Origin of the sequence: Mesorhizobium sp. WSM1293 (genome assembly GCF_000513875.1) — a bacterium.
In the GTDB taxonomy this organism is placed as follows: domain Bacteria; phylum Pseudomonadota; class Alphaproteobacteria; order Rhizobiales; family Rhizobiaceae; genus Mesorhizobium; species Mesorhizobium ciceri.
Genome location: NZ_AZUV01000009.1, coordinates 319,189 through 334,714, shown reverse-complemented (window position 1 = coordinate 334,714; position 15,526 = coordinate 319,189). Strand labels below are relative to the sequence as shown.

General features: G+C 63.8%; 15 protein-coding genes. 5 read left to right on the top strand and 10 right to left on the bottom strand.

Annotation, left to right across the window (positions count from 1 at the left end; translation table 11 throughout):
* The 4 genes from M729_RS0113315 to M729_RS0113300 all read left to right on the top strand — a co-directional run bounded on the left by M729_RS0113315 (window position 1) and on the right by M729_RS0113300 (window position 4,307).
* Window positions 1-1,011, top strand: coding sequence for an ABC transporter ATP-binding protein (locus M729_RS0113315; protein ID WP_027161830.1), 1,011 nt, complete (start codon window positions 1-3; stop codon window positions 1,009-1,011).
* 14 nt (window positions 1,012-1,025) lie between these two features.
* Entirely contained in the window at window positions 1,026-1,976 is a 951-nt protein-coding gene (locus tag M729_RS0113310; protein ID WP_196815398.1) for an ABC transporter permease, read from the top strand.
* A complete protein-coding gene (locus M729_RS0113305; RefSeq protein ID WP_024503371.1) occupies window positions 1,966-2,781 on the top strand; it encodes an ABC transporter permease in 816 nt (271 codons plus the stop codon). Before M729_RS0113310 ends, M729_RS0113305 begins: the two co-directional genes overlap by 11 nt.
* A 98-nt stretch (window positions 2,782-2,879) precedes the next feature.
* Window positions 2,880-4,307, top strand: coding sequence for a gamma-aminobutyraldehyde dehydrogenase (locus tag M729_RS0113300; RefSeq protein WP_027161829.1), 1,428 nt, complete (start codon window positions 2,880-2,882; stop codon window positions 4,305-4,307).
* Between the two features lie 174 nt (window positions 4,308-4,481).
* Here the strand turns inward: M729_RS0113300 and M729_RS0113295 are convergent, their stop codons facing one another.
* From M729_RS0113295 to M729_RS0113250, 10 genes are all read right to left on the bottom strand, one after another.
* Window positions 4,482-4,796 carry a hypothetical protein gene (locus tag M729_RS0113295; protein WP_013528019.1) on the bottom strand — a complete coding sequence of 105 codons (315 nt, stop codon included), beginning with the start codon at window positions 4,794-4,796 and terminating at the stop codon, window positions 4,482-4,484.
* A 53-nt stretch (window positions 4,797-4,849) separates the two neighbouring features.
* Complete coding sequence (locus tag M729_RS0113290; protein WP_024503372.1) at window positions 4,850-5,212, bottom strand: nuclear transport factor 2 family protein; 363 nt, start codon at window positions 5,210-5,212, stop codon at window positions 4,850-4,852.
* 81 nt (window positions 5,213-5,293) lie between these two features.
* Entirely contained in the window at window positions 5,294-5,773 is a 480-nt protein-coding gene (locus M729_RS0113285; protein ID WP_013528017.1) for a carboxymuconolactone decarboxylase family protein, read from the bottom strand.
* Window positions 5,774-5,883: 110 nt separating this feature from the next.
* Complete coding sequence (locus tag M729_RS0113280; protein ID WP_027161828.1) at window positions 5,884-7,437, bottom strand: alpha/beta fold hydrolase; 1,554 nt, start codon at window positions 7,435-7,437, stop codon at window positions 5,884-5,886.
* A 113-nt stretch (window positions 7,438-7,550) separates the two neighbouring features.
* Window positions 7,551-7,862, bottom strand: a complete 312-nt coding sequence (locus M729_RS0113275) for a formate dehydrogenase subunit delta (RefSeq protein WP_013528015.1) — start codon at window positions 7,860-7,862, stop codon at window positions 7,551-7,553.
* Complete coding sequence (gene fdhD, locus M729_RS0113270; protein ID WP_027161827.1) at window positions 7,852-8,682, bottom strand: formate dehydrogenase accessory sulfurtransferase FdhD; 831 nt, start codon at window positions 8,680-8,682, stop codon at window positions 7,852-7,854. Before fdhD ends, M729_RS0113275 begins: the two co-directional genes overlap by 11 nt.
* A 2-nt stretch (window positions 8,683-8,684) precedes the next feature.
* Complete coding sequence (gene fdhF, locus M729_RS0113265) at window positions 8,685-11,597, bottom strand: formate dehydrogenase subunit alpha (RefSeq protein WP_027161826.1); 2,913 nt, start codon at window positions 11,595-11,597, stop codon at window positions 8,685-8,687.
* 10 nt (window positions 11,598-11,607) lie between these two features.
* The gene (locus M729_RS0113260; protein WP_013528012.1) at window positions 11,608-13,164 is read right to left on the bottom strand and encodes an NADH-quinone oxidoreductase subunit NuoF; all 1,557 of its coding nucleotides are present in this window, start codon (window positions 13,162-13,164) and stop codon (window positions 11,608-11,610) included.
* On the bottom strand, window positions 13,161-13,640 hold the full coding sequence (locus tag M729_RS0113255) for a formate dehydrogenase subunit gamma (protein ID WP_023811689.1): 480 nt from the start codon (window positions 13,638-13,640) through the stop codon (window positions 13,161-13,163). Before M729_RS0113255 ends, M729_RS0113260 begins: the two co-directional genes overlap by 4 nt.
* Window positions 13,641-13,815: 175 nt before the next feature.
* The gene (locus M729_RS0113250) at window positions 13,816-14,730 is read right to left on the bottom strand and encodes a LysR family transcriptional regulator (protein ID WP_013528010.1); all 915 of its coding nucleotides are present in this window, start codon (window positions 14,728-14,730) and stop codon (window positions 13,816-13,818) included.
* 151 nt (window positions 14,731-14,881) lie between these two features.
* On the opposite strand from M729_RS0113250, the gene M729_RS0113245 reads away from it, so the two are divergent.
* Window positions 14,882-15,523: a DUF47 domain-containing protein gene (locus M729_RS0113245; RefSeq protein ID WP_013528009.1), complete on the top strand. Its 642-nt coding sequence runs from the start codon at window positions 14,882-14,884 to the stop codon at window positions 15,521-15,523.
* Window positions 15,524-15,526: the final 3 nt, after the last annotated feature.

Below are 15,526 nucleotides of genomic sequence, written 5' to 3'. Positions count from 1 at the left end.
ATGACCTCCGCCGTCTCCTTCCAGAAGGCCTCGCGCCATTTCGGCAGCGTGCGCGCCGTCGATGCGGTCGATCTCGACATCGCGCCGGGGGAATTCTTCGCCATGCTCGGGCCGTCCGGTTCCGGCAAGACCACTTGCCTGCGCCTCATCGCCGGCTTCGAGCAGCCGACGTCGGGCTCGATCTCGATCTTCGGCGACCGCGCCGAGGGCGTTCCGCCCTATCGCCGCAACGTCAACACCGTGTTCCAGGACTATGCGCTGTTCCCGCATCTGAACGTGCTCGACAACGTTGCCTACGGGCTGATGGTCAAGGGCGTCGGCAAGGCTGAGCGGCACAAGGCGGCGGAAGAGGCGCTGTCACTGGTGCGGCTGCCCGGCTATGGCGCCCGCCGGCCCGGCCAGCTTTCCGGTGGCCAGCGCCAGCGCGTGGCACTGGCCCGCGCGCTGGTCAACCAGCCAAAGGTGCTGCTGCTCGACGAGCCGCTCGGCGCGCTCGACCTCAAATTGCGCGAGAACATGCAGGAGGAGTTGAAGTCGCTGCAGAAGGCGCTCGGCATCACCTTCGTCTTCGTCACTCACGACCAGGGCGAAGCGCTGTCGATGGCCGACCGCGTCGCCGTCTTCAACGATGGCAAGATCATGCAGATCGGCACTCCGGAAGATATCTACCAGCGGCCGAGGACCCGCTTCGTCGCCGATTTCGTCGGCTCCTCCAACGTGCTGCCGCCGGATTTCGTGCAGCGCTATTCCGGCCAGCATCGCTGGGGGAGTCTCCGCCCCGAATCCATTCGCGTCGGCCGCGCGGCCAAGGGGGTCACAAGTGGTGAAGGCGTGTCGGCCCGCCTCGTCTCGACCAATTATCTCGGCGCCACGACAAAGCTGGCGCTCGACGCCGACGGGCTGCGGCTGCACGCCATCGTGCCGGCCGGCATCGCCTTGCCGGCAGAAAGCGAGGCGGTTGTGCTGACCTTCAACCGCGAGCACCTGCATCTGATGGACGAGCCGGCATGAGCCTCGACGCCGCCATGGTGCGTGCAACCGCTCCCGCCATCCTGCCGGGTAGCGGCGGTCTGCGCGGCGCTCTGTCGGACCTTTTCTGGCGCAAGCCGAAGGTCCTGTTGCTGCTCATGCTGCTGCCTCCGGTTTTGTGGCTGGGCATCGTCTATATCGGCTCGCTGTTTGCGCTGCTGGCGCAGAGCTTTTTCTCCATCGACGAGTTTTCCGGCCTCATCAACCGCGAGTTCACGCTCAAGACCTATGGCGATCTGTTCCAGGCTGCCAATCTCGACATCATCCTGCGCACGGTGACGATGGCGGCTCTGGTCACGCTGGCCTCGGCCGTCATCGCCTTCCCCATCGCCTACTACGCGGCGCGCTATGCACGCGGCCGCTGGAAGGCCTTGTTCTATCTCGGCATCATGCTGCCGCTGTGGTCCAGCTATCTGGTCAAGATCTACGCCTGGAAGCTGATCCTGGCCAAGGAAGGCATCCTCACCTGGCTGCTCGCCAAGCTGCATTTGTTGTGGGTTCTCGACGCTTGGCTGTCGCTGCCGATCGTCGGCGGCAATTCCCTGTCGGTATCGTTCACCGGCACCTTCATCGTCTTCGTCTATGTCTGGCTGCCGTTCATGATCCTCCCCGTTCAGGCGGCGCTCGAGCGCGTGCCCGGCAATCTGGTCGAGGCCTCGTCCGACCTCGGCGCTTCACCGGGACAGACCTTCCGCAACGTGCTGTTTCCGCTGGCGCTGCCGGGCATCGTCGCCGGTTCGATCTTCACCTTCTCGCTGACGCTCGGCGATTACATCATCCCGCAGATCATCGGCACCTCGCGTCTGTTCATCGGCCAGGCGGTCTATTCGCAGCAAGGCACCGCCGGCAACATCCCGCTCGCCGCCGCCTTCACCGTGGTGCCGATCGTCATCATGGGCTTCTATCTCTGGGGCGCCAAGCGCATGGGGGCCTTCGATGCGCTCTGATGGTTCCCAGTCGGCTCCGCTCGGCCTGAAGATTGCCGCCGCCTGCGGGCTGCTGTTCCTGCACCTGCCGATCCTGCTGATCTTCGTCTATGCCTTCACCACCGAAGAGAAGAGTTTCGTCTGGCCGCCGCCAGGGCTGACGACGCAGTGGTTCGCCGTGACCTGGAACCGGCCAGATGTCTGGCAGGCGCTGTCGCTGTCGGTCAGGGTGGCCGCGATTTCGACGGCGATCGCGCTCATCCTCGGCACGCTCTGTTCGGCGGCGGTGTCGCGGACAAGATTCTTCGGCCGCGAAACCATCTCGCTGCTGGTCATCCTGCCGATCGCGCTGCCCGGCATCATCACCGGCATTGCGCTGCGCTCGGCCTTTTCGCTGGCCGACATCCCGTTCTCGTTCTGGACGATCGTGCTTGGCCACGCCACCTTCTGCGTGGTCGTCGTCTACAACAACGCCGTCGCCCGTTTCCGCCGCACTTCCGGTTCGATGATCGAGGCTTCGATGGATCTCGGCGCCGACGGTTTTCAGACCTTCCGCCATGTCGTGCTGCCCAACATCGCCACGGCGCTGCTTGCCGGCGGCATGCTGGCCTTCGCGCTGTCCTTCGACGAGGTCATCGTCACCACCTTCACCGCCGGCCAGCAGCAGACGCTGCCGATCTGGATGCTGGAAGAACTGATCCGTCCGCGCCAGCGCCCGGTCACCAATGTCGTTGCCATGGTCGTCATGCTGGTGACGTTGCTGCCGATCCTTGCCGCTTATTACCTCACCCGTGACGGCGACCAGATCGCTGGAAGCGGGAAATGAAAAACAGCGAATAGGGAGTAGCAAATAGGGATCATCGACGGTCAAACCCTACTCGCTTTCAGCTACTCGCTACTCGCTTCTGTTAAGGGAGAAACCTTATGGACACCAAGATGCTGATCGGCTCGAAATTCGAGAAGGGCACCGAGACCGAGGAGCCGATCCTCAATCCAAAGACCGGGGCGACCATCCTCAACCTGCCCGAGGCCAGCCAGGTGCAGATCGAGGCGGCGGTCACTGCTGCCGAACAGGCGTTCGTCTTGTGGTCGCGCACCACGCCGGCGCAGCGCTCCGGCTATTTGCTGAAGATCGCCGACCGCATCGAAGCCGACGCGAAGGAGTTCGCCACGCTCGAGGCGCTCAACTGCGGCAAGCCGATCAACGCCGTGCTCAATGACGAAATCCCGGCGATCGTCGATTGCTACCGCTTCTTCGCCGGCGCCGTCCGTTCGATGCCGGGCGTCGTCGCTGGCGAATACATTCCCGGCCACACCTCGATGGTCCGTCGCGATGCCATTGGCATCGTCGCTTCCATCGCGCCGTGGAACTATCCGCTGATGATGATGGCCTGGAAGCTGGCGCCGGCGATCGCCGGCGGCAACACCGTCGTCTTCAAACCGTCCGAGCAGACACCGCTGACGGCGCTGAAGCTGGCAAAAATCCTTGCGGACATCCTGCCCGAAGGCGTGGTCAATGTCGTGCTCGGCCGCGGCGACAGCGTCGGCAACACGCTGATCAATCATCCCAAGGTCAACATGATCTCGATCACCGGCGATGTCGCCACCGGCAAGAAGGTGCTGCAGGCGGCCGCCAAGTCGGTCAAGCGCACGCATCTCGAGCTCGGCGGCAAGGCGCCGGTCATCGTCTTCGACGACGCCGACCTCGGCGCCGTGGTCAACGGCCTGCGTGCCTTCGGCTATTACAATGCCGGCCAGGACTGCACCGCCGCCTGCCGCATCTACGCCGGCAAGAAGATCTACGACAAGCTCGTCGCCGATCTCTCCTCGGCCGTCTCGACCATCAAGTACGACCGCCCCGACGATACCGAAAACGAAATCGGCCCGCTGATCTCGCGCCGCCAGCGCGACCGCGTCTCGAGCTTCGTCGAGCGCGCCTCGGAACTGAAACACATCGAGATCACCACCGGCGGCAAGCCGGGCGAGGGCTCCGGCTTCTACTACCAGCCGACCGTCGTCGCCGGCGCGCTGCAGGAAGATGAGATCGTGCGCCGCGAAGTGTTCGGCCCGGTCGTCTCGGTTACTCGTTTTTCGGAAGTCGACGAGGCGGTGAACTGGGCCAATGACAGCGACTACGGCCTGGCGTCATCCGTATGGACCAAGGATGTCTCGCGCGCCATGGCGACGGCCGCCCGCCTGCAATATGGCTGCACCTGGATCAACACCCACTTCATGCTGACCAACGAGATGCCGCATGGCGGGTTGAAGCAGTCCGGCTACGGCAAGGACATGTCGCTCTACGCACTGGAGGATTACACCGCCGTGCGGCATGTGATGGTTGCGCATGGCTAGTTTTGCCTTGTCCCCTTGTGGGAGAAGGTGGATCGGCGCGTAGCGCCGAGACGGATGAGGGGTGTTCCAGCTTGACGCCAGCTTACCCCTCACCCGGGTTGCCAACCGATTTGTGAAGGACAAATCGGGGCAATCCGACCTCTCCCACAAGAGGAGAGGTAAGACCGCAGACCACTACTCCACGATGCGATAGATATTCCACAGGCTGGTGCCAGACACGACATAGGGCTCGATCTCCTTGCCCCATTTCGCGTGCGCGTCGATCTTGCCGATCTTGGCGAAGAACGCCTCCAACTGGGCCAGGCTTTCGACCTGGTGATGGGACTCGACCGTCGCCTCCCGCGCGCCGATCGAACCGGTCATGATCTGGAATTCCAGCTCGTCGAGGCCGACCTGTGACCCGATCTCGCGTTCCCATTTCTTCAACAGGTCGAGCACGGTCTGCTTGTGTCCGAACTTGGCGTCGATCTGCCATCTGGCGCTGAACATCGTCTTCTCCTCCAGGTTGCGGCCCAGGCCGCGGTTGATCCACGGTTGTTGATCTACTCGTCCCAGGCCTGCACGACGGTCTGTCTTGCGATCCGACCGTTCTTCAGCTCCAGCATCGCTGCGCAGAACACCTTGGTGCCGTCCGGATAGGCGCAGGCCTGGGTGAAGGCGAGGCTGTCGCCGTCGGCGATGGTGGTGTCGACCTTGTGGGTCATCGCCCGGCTGCAGATGTCGTCCCAGAATGTGGTGATCGCGGCGCGCCCGCGGATTTCACGCGGCTTGCTCGGCGGGTTGTTGCGGTCGATCACCCGCACCAGCGCGTCTTCGGCATAGAAGCTCGACAGCATCTTGCCGTCACGGGTTTCGATCGCCTTCTTGATCGCGGCGCCGTCCACTGTTTGGGTCTTGGTCAGCATTTCATCCTCCATTGGCCCGTCTTCCGACCGGGCGGTTGATGGTCGATGTGCCGTCCGGCGCTCATCGCCGGGCAGTGGTTCTTACTGCGACTTCGCCTTGACGGCCGCGAATACGTCGTCGGTCTGCTTCTTGAAGGTCGTCAGATCGACCTGGCTGCCGTTGAGCATCGTCGACCAATGGCGCACGATGGCGGACATCGCCACCGCCTCCTTGATCTCCTCGTCGCTGGCGCCGTTGAGCTTGGCCGCCTCGGTGTGGAAATAAATGCAGTACTGGCATGGGATCTGCGCCGCGACGGCGAGGCCCAACAGTTCCTTGGTCTTGCCGTCAAGCGCCGTCTTCGGATTGAGCTGCACGCCCTTAATCTCGGCCCAGGCGCCGGCGACGGCCACATCCGGCAGGGTCTTGAACATGTCCGGCACCGAGCCGAGCGTTGCCTCGATGTCCTTGTAGGCGGCCGCCGCGGACGCGTCCTCGGCCTTTGCGGGAGAGATGGCGAACAACGCGCCAACGCTTGCAGCAATCACAAGCAATTTGAGTGTCCGGTTCGACTTCAGCATTTCCTCCTCCGTTCGCAGCGCCTTTTCCAGCGACATCCGCCTAGCCTGCGTGGAGAGAATTGATAGCGCTTACCCGCCCATGGCCGCTTCGCCCGAAAGCGCCATGGCTCTCATGGCCCGTGCGGGCCAGGGTGCCTGGCCGAAAACGCCGCCGCCGCCGCCCGCGACGGCAGATCCAGCTTGAGCAGTATGTTGGCGACATGGCGCTTGACCGTGTGTTCGCTCAGCCGCAATTCGGCGGCGATCGCGGCATTGCTCTTGCCGTCGGCGACGAGGCTCACCACCTCGCTTTCGCGCGCCGTCAATGCGGCCGGCTCGGCGGTCTTGGGTTTGGGCCGGCAGGCGGGTTCCAGATGCTGTTCGGACGTCGCATGGACCAGCGCCAGCGGCTGCTCCAGCTCGTCGACACTGATGCGCCCGGCGTCGGTGAAATGCAGGCCCGACCCAGCCGCCAGATCGGCGATCAGACGCGACGCGATAATGTCGCCGCGGCCGGCATGGGCGGCCAGTTGCATTGCCACCCGCGCCGTCGTCCCAACGGGTGGACCGCGCACTTCGATCTCGCCGACATGCGCCCCTTGCGCGCTTGCCACGCCGATTTCCTGCGCCGCCTCGCGCAGCGCTGCCGCGCAGCGTATGGCGCGTGCCGGGCCGTCGAAGCGCGAAATCATCAACTCGCCATGCAGGCCCACAGAGCGCCCGCCATGGCGCCCGACCAGCAGCCGCCAGGTTTCCTGGAAGCGTTGGCTGCGCTCGCTCCACATCCGGTCGCCGAGCCGTGCCGTATCGTAGATGCGTGTCACCAGCAGTGCGGCCAGCACGCGGTCTACTTCGCCCACGGCGCGTTCGCCGGTCAGGAATTCCTCGATCAGGTCGGCCACCCCATCGACATCGCCGGTCCAGATCGGATGGTCGCGTCCGGGAATCTCGACCAGTCGGGCGCCGGGGATCTTCTGTGCAAGGAAGCGGCTGGCGTCGGGGTCGACCCGCGCATCGTTGCGGCGATGGATTACAAGCGTCGGCGCGCTGATCACGCTCAGGATATGGCGGATGTCGACGTCGGCGTTCATGCGGGCCAGCGCCGCCGCTGCCGTCGGGCTCGCCGACAATCGTTCGAAACGTGCCCACCACTGGGCGAAATGCGCGTCGTCGACCCGGCTCGGCGCGAAATGGGGCAGCGTGGCGCCAGTGCCCCAGGCTGTCTCCGCCATCTCGATGAAAGCGTCGAGGCGTTCGGGCGACATCACCCATTTGTGGAAATGCGCATAGCCGCCATAGAGCGCCAGCGCCCGTGTCCGCTCCGGATAGGTGGCGGCGAACAGCATCGCCATCGGTGCGCCTTCGGAGGAGCCGAGCAGCGCCGCACGGCCGCTGCCGGCGGCGTCCATTACCGCGCGCACATCGTCCATCCGCGTCTCGAGACTGGGCAGGTTATGCGCGTCGACACGGTCGGACAGGCCGGTGCCGCGCTTGTCGAACAGGATCAGCCGAGAGAACGCCGAAAGCCGCTTCAAGAGCCTGGTGTAGCCCTCGTCTTCCCAGTGCAGGTCGAGGTTGGAAATGAAGCCCGGCACGAAGACGAGATCGAATGATCCCTGCCCGACCACCTGATAGGCGATCCGCACATCGCCGCTACAGGCGTATCGCGTCTCGATCGGCCTCACGAGATTTCCACCCCGGCCTGACGATTTCTGGTCGTCAAACCATAGCAGAACAGCGCAGATTGCGGCAGCTTAAACTTTAGCGATTGTGAATGTAAGCTGGCGCGGCTTGGCGGCTATTCCTGCGAGGCGGCGACGTCGGCAGGGGAGGGCTTGAGCCCGAGTTTGAGGTCGGCCGCAGCCGGCGTGATCGGTCGCTTGATCCTGGCGGAGGCGGCCACCACCAACTCGTTGAAGTTCCCGGTGCCGTCGTCCAGCATTTCGAAGAACTGCCGCCGCATCCTCGGCTCCCAGAACTTGTTGATGTGCTCGGCGACGCCGGCAATGCCTTCCTCGCGCGGCTTGGAATGGAAGAAGTCGGCGATCTGGTTTGCCATGCGCACCAGCTTCTCGGCAGTGCTCATAATGTGTTCTTCGTCATGCGACATGCTTGGCAACTCCGCAAACCACCCGGTCGGGGTGGGTGAAAATATCAAAATCGTCGCCGCGAACCAGCGCCACCAGCGTCATGCCGGACTCTTGCGCCGTGCGGATGGCAAGGGCGGTCGGCGCCGAGACGGCGATGATGAAGGCCGAACCGATAGAAGCCGTCTTCTGCACCATTTCGACCGAAACCCTGGATGTCACCACGACAGCACCGGATGCACCATCGATGCCGGCTTTGGCCAGCGCACCGGCCAGCTTGTCGAGCGCGTTGTGACGGCCGACATCTTCGCGTGCCATGACGATGCCCTTACCAGGCACATAGAAGCCGGCGGCGTGCACGGCTCCGGTCTCGGTGTGCAGCGGCTGCACTTTCGACAAAAGCTTGACCGAACGGACAATATCGTTGGCATCAAGCGTAAGCTTTGACACACCAACCGCGTCGACCGAACGCATCGCTTCCTCGATCGATTCGATGCCGCAGAGCCCGCAGCCGACCGGACCCGCGAGCCTTCGCCGCCGCGCTTCGAAGCGCGTGTTGGCTCGGTCCTTCAGCCGGATCTGGATGTCGATGCCGGCGCCATGGTCCTCGACCTCGATGGTTTCGATCTCCTCCGGCGCAGCTACAATGCCCTCGGTCAGCGAGAAGCCAAGCGCGAAATCCTCGAAATCGGCCGGGCTTGCCATCATCACCGCATGCGTGGTGCCGGCAAAGGAGAACGCCACCGGCGTCTCTTCCGGCACCATGCGGTTCGCCGTAGCAGTGCCGCTGGCGCGGTGCGCCAGCCGCGATACCTGCGTCGTGGCTTTGCGCCGCGCGCTCAAGACTACTCCGCCGCCTGCAAAGACGCGATGCGCCGGCTCTGCTTGGCTTGCTCGTCATAGTCGCGCTGCCATTCCGACGGCCCATTGGAGGCGCCGACCTGCACCGCCGTCACCTTGTATTCCGGGCAGTTGGTCGCCCAGTCGGAGAAGTCGGTGGTGATCACGTTGGCCTGCGTGTCCGGATGGTGGAACGTCGTGTAGACCACGCCGGGCGACACCCGGTCGGTGATCAGCGCGCGCAGCGTCGTCTCGCCCGAGCGGCTGGTCAGCCGGACCCAGTCGCCGTCGCGCAAGCCGCGGTTCTCGGCGTCGTGCGGATGAATCTCCAGCCGGTCCTCCGAGTGCCACATGCTGTTGTCGGTGCGCCTGGTCTGCGCGCCGACATTGTACTGCGACAGGATGCGGCCGGTGGTGAGCAGCAGCGGGAAGCGCGGCCCCGTCCTTTCGTCCGTCGCCACATATTCGGTACGGATGAACTTGCCCTTGCCGCGCACGAACCCGTCGATATGCATGATCGGGGTGCCGAGCGGCGCCTTCTCGTTGCAGGGCCATTGCACGGACCCGACACGGTCGAGCAGCTCGAAGGAGACGCCGGCGAAGCTCGGCGTGGTCATCGCGATCTCGTCCATGATTTCGGAGGGATGCTGATAGTTCCAGTCCAGCCCGATCGCGCGGGCAAGCTCCTGCGTCGCCTCCCAATCGGCGTAGCGCGCCTTCGGCTCAAGAACCTTGCGCACCATGTTGATGCGGCGCTCGGCGTTGGTGAAGGTGCCGTCCTTCTCCAGGAAGGTCGAGCCCGGCAGGAAGACATGGGCGTAGTTCGCGGTCTCGTTGAGGAAGAGGTCGTGCACGACGACGCATTCCATCGCGGCAAGGCCGGCTGCGACATGCTTGGTGTCGGGATCGGACTGCAGAATGTCTTCGCCCTGGATGTAGATGCCCTTGAAGCTGCCGTCGACGGCGGCGTCCAGCATGTTGGGGATGCGCAGGCCGGGTTCGTCGTCCAGCTTCACGCCCCACAAGGTCTCGTAGATATCGCGCACGGCTTCGCCGGAGATGTGGCGATAACCGGGCAGCTCATGCGGGAACGAGCCCATGTCGCAGGAACCCTGCACGTTGTTCTGGCCGCGCAGCGGGTTCACGCCGACGCCGGGCCGTCCGATGTTGCCGGTGGCCATGGCGAGGTTGGCGATTGCCATCACAGTGGTGGAACCCTGGCTGTGTTCCGTCACGCCCAGGCCGTAATAGATCGCGCCGTTGCCGCCGGTGGCGTAGAGGCGGGCCGCCCCGCGGATGAGCTCGGGATCGACGCCGGACAATTTGCCGACGGTTTCGGGGCTGTTTTCCGGCAAGGCGACGAACGATGCCCAATCCTGGAACTCCGTCCAGTCGCAACGTTCGCGGATGAAGGCTTCGTCGAACAAGCCCTCGGTGACGATCACATGCGCCAGCGCCGTCAGCACGGCCACATTGGTGCCGGGCTTCAGCGGCAGGTGGTAATCCGCTTCGATATGGGCCGACTTGACCATCTCGGTGCGGCGCGGATCGAGCACGATCAGCTTGGCGCCCTGGCGCAGCCGCTTCTTGAGCCGCGAGGCGAACACCGGGTGAGCGGAAGCCGGATTGGCGCCGATGATGACGGCGACATCGGTGAAGTCGACGGAATCGAAATCCTGCGTGCCGGCAGACGTGCCATATGTCTGGCCGAGCCCGTAGCCCGTCGGCGAATGGCAGACGCGTGCGCAGGTGTCGACATTGTTGTTGCGGAAACCCTGCCGCACCATCTTCTGGACGAGGTAGGTTTCCTCATTGGTGCAGCGCGACGAGGTGATGCCGCCGATCGCGGTGCGTCCGTACTGGTACTGGATGCGGCGGAATTCCTTGGCGGTATGGGCGATCGCCTCTTCCCAGCTGACTTCGCGCCACGGATCGGTGACCTTTTCGCGGATCATCGGCGACAGGATGCGGTCCTTGTGGGTGGCGTAGCCATAGGCGAAACGGCCCTTCACGCAGGAATGGCCGTGGTTCGCCTTGCCCTCCTTGTAGGGCATCATGCGAACGACTTCGTCACCCTTCACCTCGGCCTTGAACGAGCAGCCGACGCCGCAATAGGCGCAGGTGGTGACGGCCGAGCGCTCCGGCAGGCCCTTGGCAAGCACCGTCTTCTCACGCAGCGCATCGGTCGGGCAGGCCTGGACGCAGGCGCCGCAGGACACGCATTCCGAATCGATGAACGCCTCGTGCATTCCCGCCGAAACCCGGGATTCGAAGCCGCGTCCCTCGATGGTCAGCGCAAACGTGCCCTGCACTTCTTCGCACGCCCGCACGCAGCGCGAGCAGACGATGCATTGCGAGGCATCATAGGTGAAATAGGGGTTGGATTCGTCGCGGGCGATGTAATCGACTGCCAGCGAGCCATGGCCGGGCGCCACGCCACCTTCCGGCTTGACGTGGTTGCGGCCCTCGATGCCGTAGCGGTTCTCGGTCAGGCCGATCGACTTCGCCACCGCGTCGAACTCGCTGGCGCCGGTTCCGGCCTGTTCGTTCCAGCCGGTCGGATGGTCGGAGACATAGAGCTCCATGACGCCACGGCGAATGGCATTGAGCCGCTCGGTCTGCGTGCGCACGATCATGCCTTCGCCGACAGGCGTCGTGCAGGATGCCGGCGTGCCGCCGCGTCCTTCGATCTCCACAAGGCAGACACGGCACGAACCGAAGGAGTCCAGCATGTCGGTGGCGCAGAGCTTCGGGATTTCGACCCCGCCCTCCATCGCGGCACGCATGATCGAGGTGCCTTCCGGCACGGTGATGCTGCGCCCGTCGACGTTCAGCGTGACCTGCTTCTGCGCCTTCGATTGCGGGGTTCCGTAGTCAATCTCTTCGACGAGGGATGGGAAGTCGGCCTTGATGTTCATCTGCCAGCTCCTATTCGGCAGCCACGCGCACGGGCGCGGGCTTGAAGTCGTCGGGGAAATGGGTGATCGAGCTCATCACAGGGTAGGGCGTGAAGCCGCCCAGCGCGCAGAGCGAGCCGAATTTCATGGTGTTGCAGAGGTCGGTGACCAGAGCGAGGTTCTTCTCCGGCTCGATGCCCGCGGCGAGTTTGTCGATGGTCTCGACACCGCGCGTCGAGCCGATGCGGCAGGGCGTGCACTTGCCGCAGCTTTCGATGGCGCAGAACTCCATGGCGAAGCGCGCCTGTTTCAGCATGTCGGCGGTGTCGTCGAACACCACGATACCGGCATGGCCGATCAGCCCGTCCTTGGCCGCGAAGGCTTCATAGTCGAATGGCGTGTCGAACAGCGCGCGCGGGAAATAGGCGCCGAGCGGTCCGCCGACCTGCACTGCCTTGACCGGCCGGCCGGTGGCCGTGCCGCCGCCGATCTCGTCGACGATCTCGCCAAGCGTCATGCCGAAAGCGGCTTCGAACAGCCCCGCAAATTTGACATTGCCGGCGATCTGGACCGGGATCGTGCCGCGCGAGCGGCCCATGCCGAAATCCTTGTAGAAGGCCGCACCCTTGTCCATGATGACAGGCACAGAGGCTAGGCTGATGACGTTGTTGATCACCGTCGGCTTGCCGAACAGCCCCTTATGCGCAGGCAGAGGCGGCTTTGCCCGCACCATGCCGCGCTTGCCCTCGAGCGAATCGAGCAGCGCCGTCTCCTCGCCGCAGACATAGGCGCCGGCGCCGACCCGGATCTCCATGTCGAACGCGTGAGGGGAACCCAGCACGCTGGCGCCAAGAACGCCGGCCTTGCGGGCGATCTCGACGGCCTTGTTCATCGCCGCCACCGCATGCGGATATTCCGAGCGGACATAGACGAAGCCCTTGGTCGCGCCCGTGGCTATACCGGCGATCGTCATGCCTTCGATCAGCACGAAGGGATCGCCCTCCATGATCATGCGGTCGGCGAAGGTGCCGGAGTCGCCTTCATCGGCGTTGCAGACGATGTATTTGCGGTCGCCTGCTGTATCGAGCACCGTCTTCCATTTGATGCCGGTCGGGAAGCCGGCGCCGCCGCGTCCGCGCAGGCCCGATTCGGTCACCTCTGCGACGATGGCGGCAGGCGTCAGCGCCAGCGCGTTCATCAGTCCATTCAACCCGCCATGTTTTTTGTAGGATTCGAGCGACAGCGGATCCGTGACGCCGCAGCGCGCGAAAGTCAGCCGCGTCTGTTTGGCCAGGAAGGGGATCTTGTCCGGCGCGCCCAGCCAGCGTTTATGATGGCCGCCGGTAAGGAAGCCGCTGTCGAACAGGCTTTTGACGTCGGACGGTTTGACCGGCCCGTAGGCGATGCGGCCGTTGGCTGTAGCGACTTCGACCATCGGTTCGAGGAAATAGGCGCCGCGCGAACCATTGCGCACGATCTTGGCTTCGATGCCGCGCTCGGCGAGTTCGCCGGCGATCGCCTTGGCGACCTTTTCGGCGCCAAGCGCCAGCGCACCGGAATCGCCGGGAATGTAGATACGCGGGATCATGAGCGCACCTCTGCAACGATCTCGTCGAGCTTCTCGTCATCGAGCCGTCCGATCACCTCGCCATCGAGCATGGCGGCGGGCGAACAGGCGCACAGGCCGAGACAGTAGACCGGCTCCAGCGTCACCGAACCGTCGCGGGTCGTTTCATGAAAGCCGATGCCCAGCAGTTGCTTCAGCTTGGCGGCGATGGCATCCGACCCCATGGACTGGCAGGATTCCGCCTGGCAGAGCTTCAACACATGCCGGCCTGCCGGATGGCTTCGGTAATCGTGATAGAAGCTGACGACGCCGTGCACCTCGGCCCTGGAAATGTTCAGCGCCTCGGCGATGACCGGCAGCGCATCCTTGGGCACATGGCCGAACTCTTCCTGGATGCCGTGGAGGATCGGCAGCAAAGGGCCTTCGAGCCCCTTCATCTCCTGGATGATCGCGGCCGTGCGCGACGTAATCTCGGTACTTGCAGGCTGCATTGTCATGCAGCGCCCTCCCTATCGTAGCGACCCACGCATATCGGCCAAAGCATCAAGCTGTTTTGGAACAACGACATGCGCGTGCCGCTTTATCGCTAAGTGCTTAAGAAACCAGAGAAAACCTCTGAAATCAATAAAGCGGTTTCGTTGTACGATAGAAATCTTCTATCGTTCCGTGTGACTAACCCTGTCTAGCGGAACGGTTGGCATGGAAATCGTCCGCCAGCGCCATTGCCTCGTCCAGCAGCGCCGAGACCAAAGGTGTGTGCGGTTCGCGCGGTGTCGCCACCAGGCCGACCGTGTGGCTGGCGTCAGGTTCGATGATTGGAATGGCCCGGATCGGTTCGGAAAAGCCGAATGTTTCCGCAAGGTTGAGCGGCATGATCGACGACCATTTGCCGGTGCGGATGTGCGAAAACAGCACGATCATCGAATTGGATTCCAGCGTCGGTCGCACCTGCACGCCGGCTTCGGCCAGATGCTGGTCGATGATGCGGCGGTTCTGCATGTCCGGCGTCAACAGGCACAGCGGCAGGCTTGAGAGCTCCGCCCATGTCACTTTGTCGCGGTCGGAATAGGGATTTCCCATCGCGGTGATCAGTTGGTAGCGCTCGTCATAGAGCGGCACGCTGGTCACCCGCCCCAGCGGCTCGTTGTCGAGATAGGTGATACCGGCATCGATGTCGAAATTGCCGAGCAGCGACAGCACCTCGATCGAAGTCCGCGACAGCACCGAAAAAGTGACGCCGGGATGCTTTTCGCGAAATGGCGTCGTCAGCCGCGGCAGCATGGCGAGCGCCGTCGGGATGGCGGCGATGCGGATACGGCCCGAAAGTCCGTGGCGCGCCGCGCGCATTTCCTCGCGCATGGTCCTGGTGTCGCCGACGATGCGGCGTGCCCACACCAGCACCTGTTTTCCCTCCGGCGTCAGCCCCTGGAAGCGTGAGCCGCGCAGAACCAGCATGACGCCAAGCTGGCCTTCCAACTGCTTGATGCCGGCCGACAGCGTCGGCTGCGTGACGCCGCACACCTCCGCCGCCCGGCCGAAATGCTCCTCCCTGGCGAGCGCGATGAAGAATTCCAGCTTGTCGATCATGTGATCTTTCCGGTCGTTCGCTGCAAGGTCGGGGAAATTGTGCTCTACCGCAAGCGCCACGCACAATTGCCCTGCATCCACACCTTTAAGCCGGCTACCTGTTTCCCGCGGCTGAATGCGGCGCTATGTGGATGAAACTGGGAGATCGACCATGCTGGGCTGGTTCCGCAAGCTTTTGCCGCGCGAAGATCGCTTCTTCGACCTGTTCGAACGACATTCCCGCACCGTGGTCGGCGGCGCCGAGGCGCTGGAGCAGCTTCTCCAGGGCAGGGATATCGATCTCTGGTGCCAGAAAATCATCGATCTCGAAGATGAGGCCGACCACATCACCGCGGAAGTCCTGCTGGCTGTACGGCGCTCCTTCATCACGCCTTTCGATCGCGGCGACATCAAGGACTTGATCCAGTCGATGGATGACGCCATCGATATGATGCACAAGACGGTCAAGACGGTGAAGCTGTTCGAGCGCAAGGAGTTCGATCCGCTGATGCAGGAAATGGGTGGTGTCATCGTCGCCGCCGCCAAGCTGGTGGCCGAGGCGATCCCGCTGCTCAACAAGGTCGCAACGCATACTGTGCGCCTCAACGCCATCGCCGAAGAGGTGATGCGCGTCGAAAGCCGGGCCGACGACCTGCACGAGCAAGGGCTGAAGGATCTCTTCAGGAAGCACGGCAGCAGCGATCCGATGGCCTATATGATCGGCAGCGAGATTTATGGCCAACTGGAAAAGGTGGTCGACCGCTTCGAGGACGTCGCCAACGAGATCAGCGGCATCGTCATTGAGAATGTCTAGGTG

What these genes read in the sequence shown, in the direction of transcription:
- M729_RS0113315 (WP_027161830.1), top strand. Translation starts at nt 1, where the DNA reads ATGACCTCCGCCGTCTCCTTCCAGAAGGCCTCGCGCCATTTCGGCAGC.
- M729_RS0113310 (WP_196815398.1), top strand. Translation starts at nt 1,026, where the DNA reads ATGGTGCGTGCAACCGCTCCCGCCATCCTGCCGGGTAGCGGCGGTCTG.
- M729_RS0113305 (WP_024503371.1), top strand. Translation starts at nt 1,966, where the DNA reads ATGCGCTCTGATGGTTCCCAGTCGGCTCCGCTCGGCCTGAAGATTGCC.
- M729_RS0113300 (WP_027161829.1), top strand. Translation starts at nt 2,880, where the DNA reads ATGGACACCAAGATGCTGATCGGCTCGAAATTCGAGAAGGGCACCGAG.
- M729_RS0113295 (WP_013528019.1), bottom strand. Translation starts at nt 4,796, where the DNA reads ATGTTCAGCGCCAGATGGCAGATCGACGCCAAGTTCGGACACAAGCAG.
- M729_RS0113290 (WP_024503372.1), bottom strand. Translation starts at nt 5,212, where the DNA reads ATGCTGACCAAGACCCAAACAGTGGACGGCGCCGCGATCAAGAAGGCG.
- M729_RS0113285 (WP_013528017.1), bottom strand. Translation starts at nt 5,773, where the DNA reads ATGCTGAAGTCGAACCGGACACTCAAATTGCTTGTGATTGCTGCAAGC.
- M729_RS0113275 (WP_013528015.1), bottom strand. Translation starts at nt 7,862, where the DNA reads ATGTCGCATGACGAAGAACACATTATGAGCACTGCCGAGAAGCTGGTG.
- fdhF (WP_027161826.1), bottom strand. Translation starts at nt 11,597, where the DNA reads ATGAACATCAAGGCCGACTTCCCATCCCTCGTCGAAGAGATTGACTAC.
- M729_RS0113260 (WP_013528012.1), bottom strand. Translation starts at nt 13,164, where the DNA reads ATGATCCCGCGTATCTACATTCCCGGCGATTCCGGTGCGCTGGCGCTT.
- M729_RS0113255 (WP_023811689.1), bottom strand. Translation starts at nt 13,640, where the DNA reads ATGACAATGCAGCCTGCAAGTACCGAGATTACGTCGCGCACGGCCGCG.
- M729_RS0113250 (WP_013528010.1), bottom strand. Translation starts at nt 14,730, where the DNA reads ATGATCGACAAGCTGGAATTCTTCATCGCGCTCGCCAGGGAGGAGCAT.
- M729_RS0113245 (WP_013528009.1), top strand. Translation starts at nt 14,882, where the DNA reads ATGCTGGGCTGGTTCCGCAAGCTTTTGCCGCGCGAAGATCGCTTCTTC.